We start from the raw sequence: 21455 nt of genomic DNA on the forward strand, positions 1-21455 counted from the left end.
GGGATTCCCGGTGGGCGTGGAAGAATAGCTGCATGACCAATCAGAGCCCCTTCGGCGGTCGTGCCGCCGCCGCGCTGTACCCCGTTCTGCCCAAGGGCGAGGTCGTGGCGACGTACGAGACCTACAACGAGGCCCAGCTGGCCGTGGACGTCCTCGCCAAGGCCGACTTCCCGGTGAAGCAGCTCTCGATCCTGGGCAACGACCTCAAGACCGTTGAGCGTGTCACCGGCAAGCTCACCTGGGGCCGGGTGGCGCTGGCCGGCGCGGCATCGGGGGCCTGGCTCGGGGTCTTCTTCGGCCTGCTCTTCTTCATCTTCTCCCCTGACGCGGCCGGCCTGCCGTTCGTGTTCGCCGCCGTGCTGATGGGTGCCGGCTTCGGCATGCTCTTCGGCCTGGTCAGCTACGCCGTCAACCGTCGGCGCAAAGACTTCACCTCGACAATGCAGGTGATCGCCGGCAACTACCAGGTGATCGTGAACGTGGAGCTGCTGAACAAGGCCCGCAACCTGCTGGCCGGACACGTGGAGCCCGACGGTGCTGCCGCTCCGCACCCGTCCGACCCGCCGAGGTCCGCGCCCCTGCCGCCGGTGGACGCACCACGTGACCCCGCGGGCGACCAGCCGACGGCGCCGCCCGCGTACGGTCAGCCGGCCCCGCCGGTATCGGCGCCGCCCGCGGCCGGGCCGTCGGACCCGCAGCCGCCGATCTCCGGCTAGGCCTGCAGCTCCGCCATCCAGGCTTCGACCGCAGCGGAGTCGCGGGGGATGCCGGCGGAGAGGTTCTCGGCGCCGGTCTCGGTGATCAGGATGTCGTCTTCGATGCGCACGCCGATGCCCCGGTACTCGGCGGGCACGGTGAGGTCGTCGGGCTGGAAGTACAGGCCGGGCTCGATCGTGAAGACCATGCCGGCCTCGATCACGCCGTCCATGTACATGTCGCGGCGGGCCTGCGCGCAGTCGTGCACGTCGAGGCCGAGGTGGTGGCTGGTGCCGTGCACCATGTAGCGGCGGTGCTGGCCGTTCTCCGGCTGCAGCGCCTCCTCGGCGGTGACGGGCAGCATGCCCCAGTCGGCGGTGTGCCGGGCGATCACGGCCATCGCGGCCGCGTGCACCTCCCGGAAGATCGCGCCGGGACGGGCCACGAGGAACGCGGCATCGGCGGCCTCGCGGACGGCGTCGTACACCCGGCGTTGCACATCGGTGAAGGAACCATCGATCGGCAGGGTGCGGGTGATGTCGGCGGTGTAGTAGCTGTCCACCTCGACACCGGCATCCAGCAGCATGACGTCGCCGGCCAGAACCGGGCCGTCGTTGCGGGTCCAGTGCAGGATGCAGGCGTGCGGGCCGGAAGCCGCGATGGTGTCGTAGCCGACGGTGTTGCCGTCGGCCCTGGCGCGGGTGTTGAAGACACCCTCGACCAGACGCTCACCACGCTGGTGCGTGCTGGAGCGGGGCAGGTCGCGGATGACGTCCTCAAAACCGCGGGCGGTGGCCGCCACGGCCAGGCGCATCTGGCCGATTTCGTAGGCGTCCTTCACGAGCCGCAGCTCGGACAGGTCGCGGGCGAGACCGGCATCCGCGTCGTGTTCGTGGTTGATCTCGATGCTGAACGGGGCGTCAGAGCCGTTTCCGGTGATCATTTTCTCGGCGGCGTTGCGCAGGCGTGCGTCGTCGACCTGGCCGGTGAGGAACGGGTCGGCCTCGCGTACGAGCAGGGTTTCGCTGTCGACGCGGCGGAGCACGTCGGCGAAGCCGTCGATGCCGCGAACGGTGATGCCGAGGTCGCCGGCGACCTGGGCGATGGAGGGCCGCGGGCCGATCCAGAACTCGCCGATCTCGGAGTTGGCGTAGAACTCATCGGAGTCGCGGCCGGCGCGCTCCCGGAAGTACACGGTGGTGTCATGGCCGGTGGCGGTCGGTTCGAACACGAGCACGGCGCCGGGCTCGGAGTCGCTGCCCCAACCGGTGAGGTGCGCGAACGCTGAGTGCGCGCGGAACGGGTAGTCGGTGTCGTTGGCGCGCTGCTTGAGGCGCCCGGCGGGCACGATCAGGCGGTGTCCGCGGTACTGCTGGGAGATGCGTTCCCGCCGGGCGGCCGCGAAGGGGGCCTGCTCGCGGGCGGGCGGCACGGTTTCGGCGCGGTCTGCCCAGCCGCTGGAGATGTACTCCTTGAACCCCGCGGAGCCCGGGGTGGTCGAGCGGTTCTCGTTCGAGCGGGCGGCAGGAGCGGCCGGGGTGGGTGCGGGTGCGGTGTCGGTGGAGTCAGCCATTCCTCCATTGTCCCACTCGTCGGCTTGGAGCCCGCCGGTTGCCTATTCGGTGGCGGGGGACAGCGTGGCCACGACGGGACGGTGGTCGCTGCCGGCGGTGTCCTCGGTACCGATCACGCGCATCCGCTCGACCTGCCAGTCTGGCGTGGCCAGGACGTGGTCGATGGGGGCCCCGAGCAGGGCGGGCGCCCAGGCCGGCCAGGTGCCCACCCCGCCGGAACCGGTGGCTGCTGCGGCATCCCGGCAGTCGCCGAGAACGGCGCCGTCGGAGGTGGCCCGCCCGGCGAAGTGGTCGATCGTGGCGTTGAAGTCGCCGGCCATGATCACGCCGTCGTCGCCGGAGGACCCGCCGCTGCACTGCTCGGCCAACCAGTCCAGGTCGGATCTCCAGTTGGCCATTTCCCAACGGATCGGGGCGACGGCGTGCACGGCGATGATCGTCGGGCCGGCGCCGTCCACGGGCTCCGCGATGACGGTGGGAAGCACGTTGGTGTTGCCGGGCGGGCCGGAGCCCGCGGCCGAGGTGACCGTGTAGTCGCCGAGGTCCGGGCTGATCAGCAGGGTCGTCGACCGTGCCTTGGAAATGAGGTCGAAGGAGACGGTGTGCACCCACATCGGCCGGCCGGCGGCACGCATGGCCTCGGCGATGAGCACACCGGTTTCCTCGGTCGTCTCGGGGAGGGTGAGCACGTCGGCCTCCTCGGCGAGGGCGAGGTCGGCGATGGCCGCGGCGCCGGGGGCGTCGCCGAGGGTGTTCCAGCTCAGCACCGTGACCGCGGCGTCGGCGGGCTCCGCCGCAACGGCCGCCGCCGCATCCGAGCCCAGACCGCGGTGCAGCAGGATGCCGGAGTTGACGGCGCCGAAAGTTACCAGCAGCACCATCAACAGAGCCGTGGTGGCGCGCAGCGGCCGTACAAGGAGCAGCAGGATTGCCAGCAGTGCCAGCAGGGCGATGGCCACCGCCACGGCGAGGCCGCGGAAGGACACGGCGTGCGCGATGACCCAGGAGTTCTGCAGCCCGGCGATCGCGGGCCAGGCCAGCACGGTGAGGAAGGCCAGGGTTGCGAGCACGACGATGGTGCGAATGAGCGTGGAGAGCATAGATGAGTCACTGTAGGCGACCAAGCTGTATTCCCGCGCCAACTAGCATGGGGGAATGGCAGTCGAACGGCGTTCCACGGGTCCGATCGACCTACATACCCACTCCAGCGTCTCCGACGGCACCGAGACGCCTTCACAGCTCGTGCGCGCCGCCGCGGCCGCGGGCCTGGGCACCGTGGCGATCACCGACCACGACTCCACGGCGGGTTGGTCGGAGGCCTCGATCGCCGCTCGGACCGCAGGCATCACCCTGATCCCCGGGATGGAGTTCAGCACCCGCGTCGGCCACACCAGCATCCACCTGCTGGCCTATCTCTTCGACCCGTCCGATGCCGGGATCGTCGCCGAGACGGCGCACATCCGTAAGGCCCGGCTCACCCGTGCCGAGCAGATGGTGGCCCGCATCGGCGCCGACTACGAGCTGACCTGGGACGACGTTCTCGCCCAGACCACCACGGGCGGCACCGTTGGCCGTCCGCACATCGCCGACGCCCTGGTCGCCAACGGGCTCGCTCTCACCCGCAGTGAGGCGTTCGCCGGGATCCTGCACTGGGAGGCGGGCTACTTCCAGCCGCACTACGCCCCGGATCCGTTGCGTGCGGTGGCCCTGGTGCGTGCGGCCGGGGGAGTGCCCGTGATCGCGCATCCGGCCACCCGCGGCGTCGCCGACGTGATGGCAGAGAGCCGGCTGGCGGCCCTGGTGGATGCCGGCCTGTTCGGTCTGGAGCTTCGGCACCGCGAGAACAAGCCGGAGGCCACCGCCCGGCTGACCATGCTCGCCGTGAAGTACGGCCTGGCCGTCACCGGCTCCAGCGATTACCACGGTGAGGGCAAGCCCAACCGGCTCGGCGAGAACACCACCACTCCCGAGGTGCTCGAGCGCCTCATCGCCGAGGGCCGCGGCTCCGAGCCGGTGTTCCCCGCCTGACCTCGCCCGCCCGGCCCATCACGTCGGCGATCTGGTGACATGCCAGTTCGCGCCCCGTCCGCGACGCCCAGGAGGCCTCAACTGGCCAGTCGGCACCGCATCCGTCGCCGAGATGAAGCAAACGGCCCCTTGACGGGATGTCAAGGGGCCGTTAGCGGCAAGTCGGTGTGCAGAGCCCGCTATGCGGTGGGCGCCTGCGGGGAGCGGCGGCGGGTGCGGCTGCGGCGACGCGGCGCACTGTTGCCGTCGTGGTGCTCTGAGCCGCCACCGTCGTGGGTGCCGGCCGCCGGGGTGGCGGCGGGGGCATCCGGGTTGGTGGTCGAGCTCACGCGCACGCGGGTGCGGGGAGCCTGGTCCGCGGAGCGACCCGAACCGGAGCGATCGGCGGAGCGACCGTCAGAGCGACCACCGGAACGGCTGTCGCTGCGGCCGCCACGACCGGAGTCGCGTCCGGCGGGTGCGCCGGCGACGGCCTCCTTGATCGGGGTCGCACGCAGGCGGCCCTTCGACCCGGCGGGGATCTTCAGGTCGGTGTAGAGGTGCGGCGACGAGGAGTAGGTTTCCTGCGGCTCCGGGGTGCCGAAGTCGAGGGCCTTGTTGATCAGGGTCCACTTGGGCATGTCGTCCCAGTCCACGAAGGTGACGGCGATGCCGGTCTTGCCGGCGCGGCCGGTGCGACCCACGCGGTGCAGGTAGGCCTTCTCGTCCTCGGGGATCGTGTGGTTGATCACGTGGGTGACATCGTCGACGTCGATGCCGCGCGCGGCGACATCCGTGGCGATCAGGATGTCTTTCTTGCCGGCCTTGAACGACGCCATGGCGCGCTCGCGCTGCTCCTGGTTGAGGTCGCCGTGCACGGCGGTGGCGTTGAAGCCACGGTCGCCGAGTTCTTCGACGAGCTTGGCGGCGGCACGCTTGGTGCGGGTGAAGATCACGGTCTTGCCGCGGCCCTCTGCCATCAGGATGCGGCCGATGACCTCGTCCTTGTCCATGTTGTGCGCGCGGTACACGAGGTGCTCGATGTTGGCCTGCATGAGGCCCTCGTCGGGGTCGCTCGCGCGGATGTGGATGGGCTTGGTCATGAACCGGCGGGCCAGCGCCACGATCGGGCCCGGCATGGTGGCCGAGAACAGCATCGTGTGGCGGGTGGACGGCGTCTGCGAGAACAGCTTCTCGATGTCGGCGAGGAAGCCGAGGTCGAGCATCTTGTCGGCCTCGTCGAGCACCATCTCGCGCACGTTGGCGAGACTGAGCAGGCGCTGGCTGGCGAGGTCGAGCAGACGCCCGGGGGTGCCGACGACGATCTGCGCTCCGGCCTTGAGCTGCTCGATCTGGCCCTCGTAGGCCTTGCCGCCGTAAATGGAGACGATGGTGGTGCCACGGTTGCTCGCGGCGAGTTCGAGGTCTTCACTGACCTGGACGCACAGCTCGCGGGTGGGCACGACGACGAGCGCCTGCACACCGGGCTCGGGGTTGAGGCCGAGACGCTGGATCAGCGGCAGACCGAAGCCCAGGGTCTTGCCGGTGCCGGTCTTGGCCTGGCCGATGATGTCCTGGCCGCTGAGGGCGAGGGGGATCGTCTGGGTCTGGATGGGGAACGGTTCGAGGATGCCCTTGGCGGCGAGAGCCTCGACCATGTCCTGGTCGATATTGAGTTCGGAAAAGGTCACGTTATGGTTGCCTGTCTAGCTCGAAGCGGGATGCGCCCGTCTTTGCCTCAGGCGCAAGTCCACCGATCCTGCGCCGGTGAATGACACCAGACTATAGTGCGGCCCTGGGCAACAGCCCGTGGGCGCACCGCACCAGGCACGTTATTCGCAACGAAGCCGGGGACGTGGACCTATGCTTGGCAAGTGATCTCCTGGTTAGGTGAACGCCCGAAACGGGCAGAGACGCCGCGGCTGTCGGCCCGGGGCGACCGGCGCGCCACCACGAAGGTGGACATCACCGAACTGGTGCCGGACCTGCTCACCTACCTCGGGCAGGCCGCCTATTTCGAACTGGGCATGTTCGAGAGCCTGTCGACGGCGGTCATCACGGCGCCCACCCTCGCCGCCAAGGAGGGCCTGAGCCTGGCCGCCGGGCGTGCGCTGTCGAAGCACCACGGACTCATCGAGGAGATCCGCCGTCGTGATGGTGAACCGGCCAGTGTGATGGGCCCGTTCGTTCCCGCACTGGATAACTTTCGCGCGATCACCGCGGGCGAGGACTGGCAGGAGCTGCTGCTCAGCTGCTACCTGACCGGTGGCCTGCTCGACGACTTCTTCATCAGGCTCTCCGACGCGTTGCCCGGCGATGTCGGCCCGCGCATCGCCCACTTGCTCGGCGAGCACGGCGGTGCCGACGTCCTGGTGCACGAGCTGGCCGCGGCCATCGCCGCGCAGCCGGCGCTCGAATCCCGCCTGGCACTGTGGGGTCGACGCCTGGTCGGCGACACCCTGCTCGTGGCACGATCGGCCATGGCGGTGACGCAGGACTCCCGCATCGAACCTGTCTTCACCGAGCTGATCGCCGCGCATACCCGCCGGATGGACGGCCTCGGCCTCACCGCGTGACATCCGCTCGCGGCCATGCGAAAAGACCCTCATCGAGATCGATGAGGGTCTTTTCGTCAGCTGACGTTACGCCGGCAGCCCGGTCCTGCTGATCCTGTGCAGCATCGCCAGGTCCGCGGCCTCGCGGCGACGGCCCAGAACCACATCCACCACGACGGCGGCGATGGCAGCGACCACGAAGGACACCCACCAGATCCAGCCGCCGTCCCACGCCCAGCCGAGCCAGGTCAGCACGACCCAGACCAGCGACGCGACACCGGTACCCACCGCCGGCACCAACACGGAACCGTGCGTGAGGCGACGGGGCAGGGCGTACCGAGCCGCCAGCCCGAGCAGCGCGCCGCCGAGGGCGACGAACAGGAGCTCCATCGCAGGTTTAGGCTACGAAGCCGACGCGGCGGGAGGACTCAGAGCCCAGCTCGACGTAGGCGAGGCCGATGGTGGGGACGATGTACACGTGCCCCTTCTTGTCACTGAGCTTGAGGTACCCGGTCTGCCCCGCGAGGGCGGCCGCGACGGTCTCCTCGATCTCGTTGGCGGGCTGCGCCGTCTCGAAGCTGATCTCCCGGGGGGAGTTGAAAATGCCAATGCGAATGTCCACGGATGCGCCTTTCGGTTGCCTACCCGCTCAGATTACGACATGCCCCATGCTCGGCCCGCCACGTTCACTGTCGGCGCAACCCGTTACCGTTGGACCGTGATGAACCCGGTGTCCGAACTGCTCGACGATCCCGCCGTCTCCGACGCTGCTGAGACACCGGCGTGGTCGGCCGAACCGGATGTGCCAGGCCGTACCCTCGGCCTGGATGCCTCCCAGGAGGCCGTCCTGCGCCTGGGCCTGGACAGGTCGGCCGCCGTGATCGGCGCCCCGGGCTCTGGCAAGACCCACACCCTCGTCGAGTTCGTCGCCGACAGGGTGCTGACCCACGGAATCTCGCCCAGCGAAGTGCTGGTGCTGGTGCCCACCCGCACCGGCGCCACCGTGCTTCGAGACAGGCTGGCCCTGCGCCTCAGGGTGCCCACCAACGGCCCGCTGGCTCGCACCATGAACTCCGTGGCCTTCCAGATCGTGCGGGACGCCGAGGTGGCGGCCGGCCGCACCAGCCCGACCCTGCTCACCGGCGGCGAGCAGGACCAGATCATCGCGGAGATTCTGGCCGGCGACATCGCCTCCGGCACCGGACCGTCCTGGCCGAGCCCGCTCGACGCCGAGGTGCGCAGCCTGCGCGGCTTCCGCACCGAACTGCGCGACCTGATGATGCGCGCCGTGGAGTACGGCGTCACCCCCGCCCGGCTGGCCGCCCTCGCCGCCGGCAACGACCGCCCGGAGTGGGCCGCGGCGGCCGCGTTCATCGACGACTACCAGGACATCAAGGACCAGAGCCGGCCCGGCCAGTTCGACTCCACCGAGCTCGTGCAGTTCGCCGCGGCGATCGTGCAGGATGCCCCGCGCCTGCCCGCCAGGCTGGCGGGCACGGCCGGACCCACGACCCTGGCCGCAGTGACGCCGAACAACCCGCTCGGCCCGCTCGGTGCGCTCAAACTCATCGTGCTCGACGACGCCCAGGAGGCCACCGAGTCCACGCTGGCGCTGCTGGCCCAGTTCGCCGCCCGTGGCGTCACGATCGTGGCGTTCGGCGACCCCGACCTGAGCACAGGGTCGTTCCGCGGCGCCCACCCGGATGCCCTCGGCCGACTCGGCCACTACCTGCGGCTGCCCGACGTGGCCACCCTCACCCTCGACACCGTGTACCGGCACGGCACCGAGCTGCGCGCGGTCATCCGCGAGTTCACCGGGCGGATCGGCGCCGCCGCCGCCGGCACCCAGCGCGCGGCCGGCAGCGCCGGGCTAGCGCCGACCACTGCGGAAACCGCCGCAGCGCCGACCGCCGTGCAGACTGTCGTCACCGCCAGCCCCGCCGACCAGCTCGCCGTGATCGCCCGGCGCCTGCGCGAACGCCACGTGCTCGACGGCCTGCCCTGGGGGCGGATGGCCGTGATCGTGCGCACCGGCGCGCTCGTGCCGGTGCTGTCCAAGGGGCTGGCCGCGCTCGAGGTGCCCACCCAGGTGGCCGCCGCGCAGACCGCCCTCCGCGACGAACCGGCCGTGCGCGCCTTCGTCCTCGCACTCGACATCACCCTGGGCCGCCGCCCGCTCGACGCCGACGCGGCGGTGGACCTGCTCCGCGGCCCGCTCGGTGGCCTCGACCCGATCACCCTGCGACGGCTGCGCGCGGCGCTGCGCCAACAGGAACTCAGCCACGAGGAACTCACCGCCGACGGCGCCCGCAGCGCGGACGACCTGCTCGTGGAGGTCTTCCACAGCCCGGCCCTGCTCGAGCGCATCGACAACCGCACCGCCCGGCGCGCCGCATCCTGCGCCAAGAACCTCCGGCAGACCCGCACCGCCTACGCCGCCGGCGCCACCATCGAGGAACTGCTCTGGGGCCTCTGGCAGCGCAGCGGCCTCGCCCCGGCCTGGGCCGAGCAGTCCACCGGCACCGGCATCGACGCCGACGAGGCCAACCACAACCTCGACGCCGTCGTGGCCCTGTTCTCCGCCGCGCAGCGCTTCGTCGAACGCACCCCGGCGGCCCCGCCCGTGCTCTTCGTCGAACACCTCGTCGACACCGATGTGCCCGAAGACACCCTCGCCCCCCGCGCCCTGGCCGAGTCCGTGCTCGTGTCCACCCCCAGTGGCACCATCGGCCGCGACTTCGACCTGGTCGTGCTCGCCGGAGTGCAGGAGAACGTCTGGCCCGACCTGCGCATCCGCGGTTCGCTGCTCGGCGCCGGCGACCTGGCCCTGCTGGCAGCGGGGCAGAACCCCGACCCGGCCGGCGCCCGCACGAGTGTGCTGCACGACGAGCTGCGGATGTTCGCCCAGGGCGCCTCCCGCAGCACCACCGAGCTGCTGGTGACCGCCGTCGACAACGACGAGAACCAACCCTCCGCGTTCCTGCGTCTGCTGCCGCAGCCCGACCCCGCCCCGCTGGCCCGGTACCCGCTGTCGCTGCGCGGGTTGGTCGGGCGCCTCCGCCGGGACCTCACCCAGACCCTGCGACCCAGGCTGCAGCCCGCCGTCGGGTCCGAGGCCGACCCCGTCGCCGCGCTGCCCGCCGTGTTGCCGGCCAGGGCCACGGATGCCGCCGCCACGCTCGCCCGCCTGGCCGGCGAGAAGGTGCCCGGCGCGTCACCCGACGACTGGTACGGCCTCCGCCCGGCCAGCACGGTCCGGCCGCTCAACGATCCCGAGGCCGGCGACGGACCCGTGCGCGTGTCGCCGTCGCGGATGAGCGCGTTTGAAACCTGCCCGCTGCACTGGCTGATCGGCCAGATCGGCGGCGGCGACTCCAGCACCGCGGCCAACCTCGGCACCATCATCCACAAGGTGATGGAGGACGCCACCGACCCGGCCCGCACGCCGGACCCGGCAGGGATCACCGCCGACGCGCTCTGGGCCGGCGTCGAGGCCCGCTGGGACGAACTCGTCTTCGACGCCGACTGGCAGTCCAGGGTGCAGAAGACCCAGGCCCGCGAACTCACCGACAGGCTCGCCGCGTACCTCGGCGACGGTGCCCGCGACGGCACCCGACTGCTCAGTGCCGAGGGCCGGTTCGCCCTTGAGCTGGACGGCGCCGTGCTCTCCGGCACCATCGACAGGGTGGAGAGGCTGCCGGACGGCCGCGCCGTGATCGTGGACCTCAAGACCGGCAAGGGCGACCCGACCAGCGATACCGGGGTGGCCGAGCACCCGCAGCTCGGTGCCTACCAGTTGGCCTTCTCGGCCGGTGTCATCGACGGCCTCGAACCCGGCATGGAGCTGGCCGGCGCGCGCCTGGTGATCGTGTCCTCCGGCACCCAGAAGCAGAACTACCGCAATCCCACCCAGCCGGCCTTCAGTCCGGACGAACTCGCGGCCTTCACCACGAGGGTCACCGACGACGCCGCCGGCATGGGCGGCGCCACCTTCGTGGCCGAGATCGCCGACCACTGCCTCAACCCCCGCTCCTACGGCTCGTGCCGGATCCACGTCATCAAGCAGGTCAGCTCATGAGTACCCCGTCTTCTCAGAACAGGGCGGTCTCCGCCCTCGACATCGCCGCGGCGCTGAAGATGTTCCCGCCCACAAGCGAGCAGCAGGCCGTGATCGAGGCACCCCTCACGCCCACCCTGGTGGTGGCCGGTGCCGGCAGCGGCAAGACCGAGACCATGGCCAACCGGGTGCTCTGGCTGCTGGCCAACGGGCATGCCAGGCCGGACCAGATCCTCGGGCTCACCTTCACCCGCAAGGCCGCCGGCGAGCTCGCTGAACGCATCAACGATCGCATCCGCCAGCTCAGCGAGGCCGGGCTGATGCCCACGAGCGCCGATGCGGATACCGCACCGCCGGCACCCGGCTCCATGCATAGCCTCGACTCCGCCGACCTGTTCAACGCCCCCGCGGTCTCCACCTACAATTCGTTCGCCAGCCGGCTGTTCACCGACAACGCGCTGCTGCTCGGCCGCGAACCCGAATCGGTGCTGCTCAGCGAAACCAGCGCCTGGCTGCTCGCCCGCCGGGTGGTCGTGGCCAACGGCGACGGCCGGCTCGTGCAGTACGGCAAGGGCGTCGACGCCGTCACCGACGCTGTGCTCTCGCTCAGCCGCGCCCTGGCCGAGAACCCGCCCCCGTTCGTGCCCGGCGAGGAGCCGGTGCCGCACGACCTCGCGCGCCTGGCGAACAGCTTCGGCTACCTCGCCGACCTGCCCTACGGCAACCCGCGTAAGAAGAAGGCCTACGACTCGGTGCTGGAGGCCATCAGCGCCGTCGCTCCGTTGCCGGTGCTGGCCGAGCTGGCGGATGCCTACGGGGCCGAGAAACGCCGCCAGGGCCTGATCGAATTCTCCGATCAGGTGGCCCTGGCCCTGCAGGTCTGCCGCAAGGTGCCGGCCGTGGTGGCCCGCTACCGCGAGCAGTACCGCATCGTGTTGCTCGACGAGTACCAGGACACCTCGGTGCTGCAGACCGAGCTGTTGCGCACCCTGTTCGCCCACCACCCGGTGATGGCCGTCGGCGACCCGCACCAGTCCATCTACGGTTGGCGGGGCGCGAGCTCCGCGAACCTGCTCGGCTTCTCCACCGACTTCGCTGCTCTGGCCAACACCGAGGCGCCGTCGATGTCGCTCTCGTTCACCTGGCGCAACCCGGTCACCGTGCTCGAGACCGCCAACGCCCTGGTCGCGCCCCTGAGCGCGCAGCTGCGCGCCCGGCCCAACGGCATCCAGGTGGAGACCCTCAAGGTGCCGCCGGGCAAGGCCGCCGGCCGGGTAGACGCGGCAATGTACGAGAGCATCGCCGACGAGGCCGCCGCGATCGCCCGCTGGTTCGCCGCCAGGCTCGGCACGGCGCCGGCCGGCGTGGATGCTGAGCCCGAGTCCGGCGCGATGCTGTTCCGCGCCCGCCGCGACATGGAGTTCTACGCCGAGGTGCTGCGCGAACACGGTGTGCCCGCGCACGTGCTCGGCCTCGGCGGCCTGCTGTCGACCCCGGAAGTGGCCGACGTACTCGCCGTGCTACGCGTGGTGCACGACCCGTCCGCCGGCAGCGACCTGATCCGGCTGCTCACCGGCGGCCGCTGGCGGATCGGCGTGCGCGACCTGCAGGCCCTCTCCGGTGTGGCGGGCTGGCTGGCCACGCACGACTGGGCGCAGAAGGCCGTGACCGACGAACTCAAGGCCAAGCTGCGCGCCTCCGTGGCCACCGAGGAGAGCCGGTCGCTCGTGGACGCGCTGGATTTTGTGGCCTCCGCACCCGAATCGCACGGCCAGCTGGCCGCCTTCAGCGACGACGGCCGGCAGCGCCTGCGCCAGGCCGGCCGGCAGCTGGCCTGGCTCCGCAGCCGTTCGGGCCTGGGCCTGCTCGACTTCGTGCGTTTGATCGAACAGGAAACCCTGCTCGACCTGGAACTGGTCGCCAACGAGAGCCACGGCCGGGCCCTGGCCAACCTGTATGCCTTCCACGATGCCGTTTCGGCGTTCCTGGACAGCGACGAGCAGGGCACCCTGGCCAGCTTCCTGCGCTGGCTGGCCCGCGCCGAACGCCAGGACGACCTCGGCCCGCGCGGCGAGGCCGCCGAACCGGGCACGGTGCAGCTCCTCACCATCCACGGCTCCAAGGGACTGGAGTGGGACTATGTGGCCATCCCCGGCCTCACCGAGAAGAACCTGCCCGCCCCGTCCCGCGAGGTCTCCGGCTGGTTGCGCTTCGGTGAGCTGCCCTACCACTGCCGGGGCGACCGGGCGGAGCTGCCGGAACTCAAACGCCTCGGCCATGAGACCCAGATGTCGTTCGACATCGATTTCGAGCTGTACAAAGAGCAGCTCGCCGACCGGCACGACGCCGAGGAACGCCGGCTGATCTACGTGGCCACCACCCGCGCCCAGCAGCAGTTGCTGCTCACCGGGGCGTTCTGGGGCGGCGGCACGACCGTGCGGAAGGCCAGCCGGTACCTGCTCGAACTGGCCGAGGCGGGTCTCATCGACTCCCTGCCGGAGGGCAGCGAGTTCGACGAGAAGCCGCAGACGGACCAAGACGCCACCGAGGTGTGGCCGTTCGACCCGCTCGGCACCCGCCGCCCCGTCGTCGAGGCCGCCGCTGCCCTGGTGCGCGCGCACGATGACACGGGCACGGATGCCGAAGACGACGGCGCCCGCATCGAAACGCCCTGGTCAAGGGAGGTGACCCTGCTGCTGGCCGAACGCGCCCAACGCCTGGCCGGACCCGGCGTCCTCGGCGTGCCCACCCGCATCCCGGCCTCCAGGTTCAAGGACTACGTCGACGACCCCGCCGCGGTGCTCGCCAGGCTGCGCCGGCCGATGCCGGAGCGCCCATACCGGGCCACCCGCCTGGGCACCCTGTTCCATTCCTGGGTCGAACAGCGCTCCACCGGGGCGTCGGCCGGCGACCTCATCGACGTCGGGCCGGACGAACTCGACGTGGACCCCGACGCCGACATCGACACCGGTGACGGGATGCCGCTCGAGCTGGAACAGCTGGACCGGTTCAAGGCCACCTTCGAGAGGTCACCCTGGGCGACGTTGGCACCCGAGGAGGTGGAGATCGAGATCCACCACGTGCTGGGCGATCAGGTCTTCATCTGCAAACTCGACGCCGTCTACAAGACCCCCACCGGCTATCAGGTGGTGGACTGGAAGACCGGCAAGGCGCCCAAGGACGCCGCCGACCTCGAACTCAAGCAGACCCAGCTGGCCCTGTACCGGCTCGCTTACGCCCGCTGGAAGGGCATCGACCCGGCCAGCGTCGACGCTGTCTTCTACTTCGTCGCGGACGACCGCATCGTCGCCCCCGAGCGGCTCTACTCGGAGGAGGACCTTCTGGCGGCGTGGTCGTCGGTGGCCGGGTCGTCCGCGCGGCCGTCTGCCGTGCCGTCGCCCGTGGGGATCGGCCCCGTCGAGTCGTCGCCGTAACCGGTATCGAACCCGGCACCGTCGAAACCGGTGCCGTCGAAGCTGGTCACCCTGCTGAACGACCCGGTGTCCGCGAACTCGCTGGTGCCGTACTCGGAGTTGTCGTCGCTGTTGCGACCGGCGGACCCGGTGGCCTGGGTGCGCGGGGTGTCCTTGAGCATCGACTCGACGTCGGAGACGCTGAGGATGGGTCCGGTATCGGGGGAGAGCGAGTTCATGGTGTGGCTGTGCACGTTGTCGACCAGACCGTCCAGCATCGACACCGCGTCGTCGACGATGGCCTCGTCGTGGGTGTCGACGCCGTGCAGCAGCCAGCGGGCCAGTTCCAGCTCGGCGTAGAGCATCGCCCGCTGGGTGATCAGTGGGTCGTTGCCCTGCCGCGCCGCGGTGTAGGTGGCCACGGCCGTCTCGGCGGCGTCACCGCGCGCGGCGAGCAACCAGTTGAGGTCGCGGGCCGGGTCGCCGACACAGAGTCCAGACCAGCCGAGCACCCCACACACGGCGTCGTCGCTGATCAGGAAGGACTCCGCGGTGAGTGACCCGTGGATCACCGTCGGCGCGAACTGCCAGAGAGCGTTGTCGTCGGTGGCGAGTTCCCAGCGCCGCAGCAGCGCTGCGGGCAGCTTGCCGGTGTTCGCGGCCCGGTCGATCAGGTCGATGGTGGCGGTGCGGCAATCCTGGGCGCTCTGCTGCACGAGGCCGGCGTCGCCGATGAATGCCGACGGCAGCCCGTGGATGGCGGCGATCGCGCGGCCGATCGACCCGGACACCCCCTCATGCCCGGTGAGCGCATCCGCATCGTACGAGGCGCCGGGCAGACGCTCGTAGACCACGGCCCTGGTGCCTTCGAACGGCGCCTGGCCCACGAACACCGGCACGTCGAACGGCAGCCTGCTGCGGTTGCCCGTCGTCAGGGCGCGCAACGCCACGAGGTCGGCTGACTGCTCGGTTTCGGCCGCCTGCGACGTGGGAACCCTGATGATCAGTTCCTTCTCATCGCGGGTGATCAGCAAGGCAGAGTCGAACAACCCGCCGCCGCCGAGACTGTGGTTTCGGGCGTGGGCGACGTCGAGCTCCGGCACTGCATTGGTGGCCAACGCGGCTAGAGTGAGGTGGGATCTGGCCATGCCTACTAGGTTAGGTCGAGTTCCTCCCGGTGAGGCCATTCGCCACGCCTGCAGACAACTTCGGCACGTGTTGCCCGATTTTTGAGGGGTCTCATGTCGTTCAGGTTCACGGCCACGCTGCCACTGTCCAGGCACGCCGTTGATCGCGACAACGACGCCCGCGCCCAACCCGATTTGTTCGAGCGGCTCTGGGCGGATGCCGGCACCCGGGTTCTGCCGCTCTGGCGCGGTACCGTGCTGCTCGCCGCCGCCGCCGGGAACGACCGGCCCCGGTTGTTGTTGCTCGAGCCGGCCGATCTCACCATCGACCCGGCGGCCGCCCTGCGGGTCTACCTCGGCCTGTCGCTGGACGCCGACGCCGCCGAACCCGTCGGCACCCCGCTCGTGGCCGTGCCGCTGAACGATGACCAGGCCGCCGCGCTGGAACCCGACGCGTCGAGGTGGGTGGGCCTGCGCGACTACGCCACCCTCCTCTCGGACCGGGACACCGGCATCCTCACCGAATCCCTCGGCATCCTGCACTGGCACGATTCGCACCCGCACTGCCCGCGCTGCGGCGCGGCGACCGACGTGACCACAGCCGGTTGGGTGCGACACTGCCCCGAGGACGGCAGCCAGATTTTCCCCCGCACCGACGCGGCCGTGATCGTGCTGATCACCGACGACCGCGACAGGGTGCTGCTGGGCTCCAACGCCATGTGGGAGGCGAACCGGTATTCGCTGCTGGCCGGCTTCGTCGAACCCGGCGAATCGTTCGAGTCCGCCGTGGTGCGTGAGGTGTTCGAGGAATCCGGCATGCGGGTCACCGACCCGGTCTACCGCGGGTCGCAGCCGTGGCCGTTTCCGGCGTCGATCATGGTCGGCTTCACCGCCCGCCTGGCCGATGACCAGCAGGCCGGCTCTCTGGTGCCCGACGGCACCGAGATCCTGGATCTGCGCTGGTTCAGCCGCGCCGAGCTCGCCGACCCCGAAAACGGCATCATGCTGCCCGGCCCATCGTCGATCGCCCGCGCGCTCCTCGACGACTGGCTGGCTCAGCCGGAGCAGCCCGGTGTCTGACCGGTTGACCCCCACCGCCGAGTCCTTGCTCACCGGACTCGACGAGCAACAGCGCATCGCCGCCGAAGCCCTGATCGGACCGGTCTGCATGCTCGCCGGCGCCGGCACCGGCAAGACCCGCGCCATCACCCACCGCATCGCCTACGGCGTGATGAGCGGCGCCTACTCGCCGAACCGGGTGATGGCGCTCACCTTCACCGCCCGCTCCGCCGCGGAGCTCCGCGGCCGGCTCCGCCAGCTCGGCGCCGGCGGCGTCGCCGCGCGCACCTTCCACGCGGCCGCGCTGAGCCAGCTGAACTACTTCTGGCCGCACGTCGTCGGCGGCCAAGCGCCCCGCATCCTCGAGGGCAAGGGCCGGCTGCTCGGTCACGCCGCCGAGGTCCTCAAACTCAAGCTGGACACCGCCACCCTGCGCGACCTGGCCGGCGAGATCGAGTGGCGCAAAACCAGCGGCCTCAGCCTGGACCAGTACGCCACCGCCGGCCGTGCCCTGCCCGGCCGGCTCGACATCGACCAGACCCTGGACATGCAGGCCGGCTACGAACGGCTCAAGGACGACCGCAAGCAGATCGACTTCGAGGACGTGCTGCTGGCCATGGCCGGCATGATCGAAGCCGAACCCTCCGTGGCGCTGCAGGTGCGTGAGCAGTACCGGTTCTTCGTCGTCGACGAGTTCCAGGACGTCTCCCCGCTGCAGTACGACCTGCTCAAACTGTGGCTCGGCGACCGGCGGGACCTGTGCGTGGTCGGCGATGCCAGTCAGACCATCTACTCCTTCGCCGGGGCCCGGAGCGACTACCTGCTCGACTTTCCCAAGCACTACGAGGACGCCACAGTGGTGCGCCTGGAACAGAACTACCGGTCAACGGCCGCCATCGTCGCTACCGCCAACCAGCTGATGCGCGGCCGGCCCGGCGCGCTGTCGCTGCACGCCGCCGTCGCCGAGACCGGGGTGGAGCCCGCCGTACGGGAATACCCCAACGACATGGCCGAGGCCCGCGGGGTGGCCCAAAGCATCTTCGAACTCGTCGAAGCCGGGGTGCCACCGGAGAACATCGCGGTGTTGTACAGGGTCAACGTGCAGGCCGCGCTGCTCGAGACCGCGCTCGGTGATGTCGGCGTGAGCTTCCAGATCCGCGGATCGAAGCGGTTCTTCGACCTGCCCGAGGTGAAGCAGGCGGTGATGTCGCTGCGCGCGGCATCCGTGTCGATCATGGGCGAACCGCTGTTCAAATCGGTCAGCGACGTGCTGCGGGGCCTGGGCTGGAGCCAGACCGCGCCGGAAACCCGCGGCGCGGTGCGCGACCGCTGGGAGGCGTTGAACGCGATCATGGGGCTCGTCGACCAGGCCGCCCCCGGCACTACCTTCCGTCAGTTCACCGACGAGCTGATGGAACGCCAGGCCGGCCAGCACGAACCGACCGTCGCCGCGGTGACCCTGGCCACCCTGCACTCGGCCAAGGGCCTGGAATGGGACGCCGTGTTCGTGGTGGGGCTCTCCGAGGGTCTGGTGCCGATCAGCTACGCCGGCACCTTCGAGCAGGTCGACGAGGAACGCCGGTTGCTCTACGTGGGTGTCACCCGGGCGCGGAAACGCCTCTCGCTCAGCTGGTCCGCGGCCGGAAGCCAGCAGCGTTCCCCGCGAGAACGATCACGCTTTCTGGCAGAAATCGGCATCCGCACCGCTCGTGCGGCCGGTGCGCGCGGCGTCTGACCGTCAGCGATTCAGCGTCGATCGCCAGTGACGCGGCCGCGAATTCGTTCGAGGACGCGAACACCCGCTCGTGCACGATGCCGGCCGCCGTCGAGGCCACCTCGATGCCCAGCCGGGTCGTTTCGGTGGTTGCCGTGCGGTGCAGCAACTGGCTGGCGATCGCGGGCCAGGCCGGGTCGAGGTCGACGTGCTCGAGGTCCAGGCAGGTCAGGCACGGGCCGGCCCCGGGTTCCACGAGCGGGCCGACCCGCACCTCGGCGTCGCTGAACAGCACCGGCAGGTGCGGCACATCCCGCCGCAACCAGTGACCGTGCCGCTCCGGGGCGAGCACGAAATGGTCCACGATCACGGCCAGGTCAGGGAGCTGCCCTGGCGTCGCAACGGTGATGCCCAGGTCGACCAGCAGGTGCCGGATGCGGTCGGCAGTGGCCCCGGTGCCGTCCACGCAGACCACCGGACGGTCGCCGCGGTGCACCGGGGCGGCCCTCCTGCTGCCGAACCAGGTGGCTGTGAGCGGGGCGGTGTCGGCACCGGGCTCCGCCGGTGGAGTGTCGAGGCCGACCAGCGCGGGGGCCAGGGCGGAGAGCAGGGCGACGGTCGCCGCATCCGTCGCACCGGACTGTCGCCCGAGCATCAGCGCACCCGACCGGGGAATCCCCACCCGGAGCGCGGCGATGACGCTCTCCAGCGGAGCCGTCACCCCCGGTACGATCGCCAACGGCCGGTCGATGCCCAGCTGGATGGTGTCCGGCGTGCGCCAGACGAGCGGATACCGCGGGTCGAGTCGAAGGATCATCCGGCGATCTTCCCTCAGACCGGCCGGCGCCGTCGGATCCATCCACAGGCCCGGATTGCCGCCTGGGAATATGCAGGTCCAGCCCAGACTCCACCCCTAGGCTGACGCAATGATTGAGAAGACCGCACGCCGCGTACTGGTCACCGGAGCCACCGGCTACATCGGGGGCCGACTGGTTCCCAAGCTCCTCGAGGCCGGTCATACCGTGCGGGTGCTCGTGCGCTCGCCCCAGAAACTGACCGACGTGCCGTGGGCCGACGACGTCGAGATCGTCGAGGGCGACCTCGGCGACCGGGCCTCGGTGGCCAGCGCCAGCGCCGGCATCGACGTGCTCTACTACCTGGTGCACTCGATGGGAGCCAGGGGCGACTTCGAGCAGACCGAACGCACCGCGGCCCGGAACGTGGCCGGCGCTGCGGCCGAGGCGAAGGTTTCGCGCATCGTCTATCTCGGCGGCCTGCACCCCGACAGCCCGACCCTCTCGCCGCACCTGCGTTCTCGCGCCGAGGTCGGCCGCATCCTGCTGGACTCCGGCGTGCCCACTGTCGCCTTCCAGGCCGGGGTCGTCATCGGCTCCGGGTCGACGTCGTTCGAGATGATCCGGCACCTGACCGATGTGCTGCCGTACATGCCGGCGCCACGGTGGGTGCGCAACTTCATCCAGCCCATCGCGGTGCGCGACGTTTTGCACTACCTGGTCGCCGCCGCCGATGTGCCCGCGGACGTCAACCGCACCTTCGACATCGGCGGTCCGGACGTGCTGCGGTACGGCCAGATGATGAACGGCTACGCCGTCGAAGCGGGCCTGCACCAGCGCCCGATCGCGCCACTGCCGGTGCTCACCCCGTGGCTCGCGTCGCAGTGGGTCAACCTCGTCACGCCCATCCCGCGCAGCCTGGCCGTGCCGATAATCGCGTCGCTGCAATACGACTGCGTCATGCACGAACACGACATCGACGCAGTGATCCCACCGCCGGCCGGCGGCCTCACCACTTATCGCCGGGCCGTGCGCCTGGCCCTGGGCCGGGTGCGCGACGGCGACGTGGAAACCAGCTGGCAGAACGCCGCGACGGAAGGGGCATCGAGCAACCCGCTGCCCAGCGACCCCGACTGGGCCGGTCACCTCGTGTACACCGACCTCCAGGAGAAGCGCACCTCCGCCAAGCCGGCGGACCTGTGGCGGGTCATCGAGAGCATCGGCGGGGAGAACGGTTGGTACTCGTTCCCGCTGGCCTGGGCGGTGCGCGGTTGGATGGACAAGGTCGTCGGGGGAGTGGGCCTGCGCCGCGGCCGCCGGCATCCCGACCGGCTGCAGACCGGCGACGTGCTCGACTTCTGGCGCGTCGAACGCATCGATCGAGGCAGCTTTCTGCGGTTGCGCGCCGAGATGCGGGTGCCCGGCCGGGCCTGGCTCGAGATGCGTGCCGAGCCCACGGATGACGGTGGCTCGATTTACCGCCAGCGTGCGGTGTTCTTCCCGCGCGGACTCGGCGGCCGGCTGTACTGGTTCTCGATCCTGCCGTTCCACGGCGTGATCTTCAGCGGCATGGCCAACCGCATCACCGCCGCCGCCGAAACCGAAGCTGCCGAAACCGAAGGCGCCACCCTCGACACCCAGCCGGGGACCCCGGTCGGTGCCCCGCCGGCGGCCACGACCGCGGAGGCCGCCGTCGGCTCCTGACCCGCCCCCCCCCCGCTGACCGCTCATCCGTCCGGCGAGCTCGACGGAGAGCCGGCTGACGGGACCTTGCCAGTTTCGACCCTAGCCACCGTGCACCGCGGAGCGCATCATGGAAGCAAGCGGTGAGGAGTCCAGATGTCCGGTGCGGTGGTGTTCGTCGGCGATGGTCTCAGCGCGGGCGCTCGATGGGAGGAACGGTTCCCCGACCTTGAGGTGCAGAACCTCGGCGTGAACGGGGACACGACAGATGAGGTCCTGGGTCGGCTCGATCAGGTTGTTGATGCCGACCCTGATGCCGTCGTCCTGCAGGTGGGTACCAACGATGTGGGCTGGAACCGTTCGGACGAGTACATCGTGCGCAACATTGAGACCATCCTGTGCACCCTGCGCAAGCAGCTGCCCGGCACCCGGCTGCTCATCCAGTCCGTGCCCCCGAGGGAGAAGGAATTCGTGCACGTGATCCGGTCCGTCAACCGACACCTGCGCCAGTTCGCGCCGACCGTCAAGGCTCGCTACCTGGATCTCTGGCCGGTGTTGGCCGCCGAGGACGGCACTCTCAGCGCCGAATGGTCGGCCGATCACCTGCACCTCATCGAAGCCGGCTACGTCGTCTGGTTCACCGAGCTTCGGCCCGCACTCGTCGACCTGCTTGAACACCCGCCGGAAACGCTGTCCGTCAGCCGGCACCCCGCCTGACGCACCCGTCGCGGCACCGGAGAGGAACGCCGGTGACCGGTGTCTGACCTCCCTCGCTA

General features: G+C 70.4%; 16 protein-coding genes. 9 read left to right on the forward strand and 7 right to left on the reverse strand.

Going from position 1 to position 21455, the window contains the following annotated elements; translation table 11 throughout:
- Positions 1-32 precede the first annotated feature (32 nt).
- Positions 33-716 carry a general stress protein gene (locus E3O57_RS12850; protein WP_241990408.1) on the forward strand — a complete coding sequence of 228 codons (684 nt, stop codon included), beginning with the start codon at positions 33-35 and terminating at the stop codon, positions 714-716.
- Here the strand turns inward: E3O57_RS12850 and E3O57_RS12855 are convergent.
- Positions 713-2269 carry an aminopeptidase P family protein gene (locus E3O57_RS12855; RefSeq protein WP_103480129.1) on the reverse strand — a complete coding sequence of 519 codons (1557 nt, stop codon included), beginning with the start codon at positions 2267-2269 and terminating at the stop codon, positions 713-715. The two genes, E3O57_RS12850 and E3O57_RS12855, sit on opposite strands and share 4 nt — an antisense overlap.
- Before the next feature lie 42 nt (positions 2270-2311).
- Complete coding sequence (locus E3O57_RS12860) at positions 2312-3370, reverse strand: endonuclease/exonuclease/phosphatase family protein (RefSeq protein WP_103480128.1); 1059 nt, start codon at positions 3368-3370, stop codon at positions 2312-2314.
- A 55-nt stretch (positions 3371-3425) separates the two neighbouring features.
- Here E3O57_RS12860 and E3O57_RS12865 point away from each other — a divergent pair, with 55 nt between their 5' ends.
- Positions 3426-4298: a PHP domain-containing protein gene (locus tag E3O57_RS12865; protein WP_103459487.1), complete on the forward strand. Its 873-nt coding sequence runs from the start codon at positions 3426-3428 to the stop codon at positions 4296-4298.
- Positions 4299-4477: 179 nt separating this feature from the next.
- Here the strand turns inward: E3O57_RS12865 and E3O57_RS12870 are convergent, their stop codons facing one another.
- Entirely contained in the window at positions 4478-5968 is a 1491-nt protein-coding gene (locus E3O57_RS12870; protein WP_088455636.1) for a DEAD/DEAH box helicase, read from the reverse strand.
- A gap of 183 nt (positions 5969-6151) precedes the next feature.
- Here E3O57_RS12870 and E3O57_RS12875 point away from each other — a divergent pair, with 183 nt between their 5' ends.
- Positions 6152-6853 (forward strand): ferritin-like fold-containing protein, encoded by a 702-nt coding sequence (locus E3O57_RS12875; RefSeq protein WP_240632414.1) that lies wholly within the window; start codon positions 6152-6154, stop codon positions 6851-6853.
- Between the two features lie 66 nt (positions 6854-6919).
- Here the strand turns inward: E3O57_RS12875 and E3O57_RS12880 are convergent, their stop codons facing one another.
- Both E3O57_RS12880 and E3O57_RS12885 read right to left on the reverse strand, forming a co-directional pair.
- Positions 6920-7222, reverse strand: coding sequence for a hypothetical protein (locus E3O57_RS12880; protein ID WP_088455637.1), 303 nt, complete (start codon positions 7220-7222; stop codon positions 6920-6922).
- Positions 7223-7229: 7 nt separating this feature from the next.
- Positions 7230-7454: a DUF3107 domain-containing protein gene (locus E3O57_RS12885; RefSeq protein ID WP_088455638.1), complete on the reverse strand. Its 225-nt coding sequence runs from the start codon at positions 7452-7454 to the stop codon at positions 7230-7232.
- 39 nt (positions 7455-7493) lie between these two features.
- Between E3O57_RS12885 and E3O57_RS12890 the strand changes: the two genes are divergently transcribed.
- Complete coding sequence (locus E3O57_RS12890; protein ID WP_241990409.1) at positions 7494-10910, forward strand: ATP-dependent DNA helicase; 3417 nt, start codon at positions 7494-7496, stop codon at positions 10908-10910.
- Positions 10907-14323, forward strand: coding sequence for an ATP-dependent DNA helicase (locus tag E3O57_RS12895; protein ID WP_103480127.1), 3417 nt, complete (start codon positions 10907-10909; stop codon positions 14321-14323). Before E3O57_RS12890 ends, E3O57_RS12895 begins: the two co-directional genes overlap by 4 nt.
- Here the strand turns inward: E3O57_RS12895 and E3O57_RS12900 are convergent.
- Complete coding sequence (locus E3O57_RS12900) at positions 14212-15450, reverse strand: phosphotransferase (protein ID WP_103459485.1); 1239 nt, start codon at positions 15448-15450, stop codon at positions 14212-14214. The genes E3O57_RS12895 and E3O57_RS12900 overlap by 112 nt on opposite strands.
- A gap of 93 nt (positions 15451-15543) precedes the next feature.
- On the opposite strand from E3O57_RS12900, the gene nudC reads away from it, so the two are divergent.
- Positions 15544-16509 carry an NAD(+) diphosphatase gene (gene nudC, locus E3O57_RS12905; RefSeq protein ID WP_103480126.1) on the forward strand — a complete coding sequence of 322 codons (966 nt, stop codon included), beginning with the start codon at positions 15544-15546 and terminating at the stop codon, positions 16507-16509.
- Positions 16502-18223: an ATP-dependent helicase gene (locus E3O57_RS12910; RefSeq protein WP_241980347.1), complete on the forward strand. Its 1722-nt coding sequence runs from the start codon at positions 16502-16504 to the stop codon at positions 18221-18223. Before nudC ends, E3O57_RS12910 begins: the two co-directional genes overlap by 8 nt.
- Here the strand turns inward: E3O57_RS12910 and E3O57_RS12915 are convergent.
- A complete protein-coding gene (locus tag E3O57_RS12915) occupies positions 18114-19019 on the reverse strand; it encodes a TOMM precursor leader peptide-binding protein (RefSeq protein ID WP_103480125.1) in 906 nt (301 codons plus the stop codon). The two genes, E3O57_RS12910 and E3O57_RS12915, sit on opposite strands and share 110 nt — an antisense overlap.
- A gap of 109 nt (positions 19020-19128) precedes the next feature.
- Between E3O57_RS12915 and E3O57_RS12920 the strand changes: the two genes are divergently transcribed.
- Both E3O57_RS12920 and E3O57_RS12925 read left to right on the forward strand, forming a co-directional pair.
- On the forward strand, positions 19129-20700 hold the full coding sequence (locus E3O57_RS12920) for an SDR family oxidoreductase (protein WP_103480124.1): 1572 nt from the start codon (positions 19129-19131) through the stop codon (positions 20698-20700).
- Positions 20701-20835: 135 nt separating this feature from the next.
- Complete coding sequence (locus E3O57_RS12925) at positions 20836-21396, forward strand: GDSL-type esterase/lipase family protein (RefSeq protein ID WP_103459481.1); 561 nt, start codon at positions 20836-20838, stop codon at positions 21394-21396.
- The last annotated feature ends 59 nt before the right edge of the window (positions 21397-21455 follow it).

Source organism: Cryobacterium sp. TMN-39-2, from assembly GCF_004402745.1.
Lineage (GTDB): Bacteria > Actinomycetota > Actinomycetes > Actinomycetales > Microbacteriaceae > Cryobacterium > Cryobacterium zongtaii.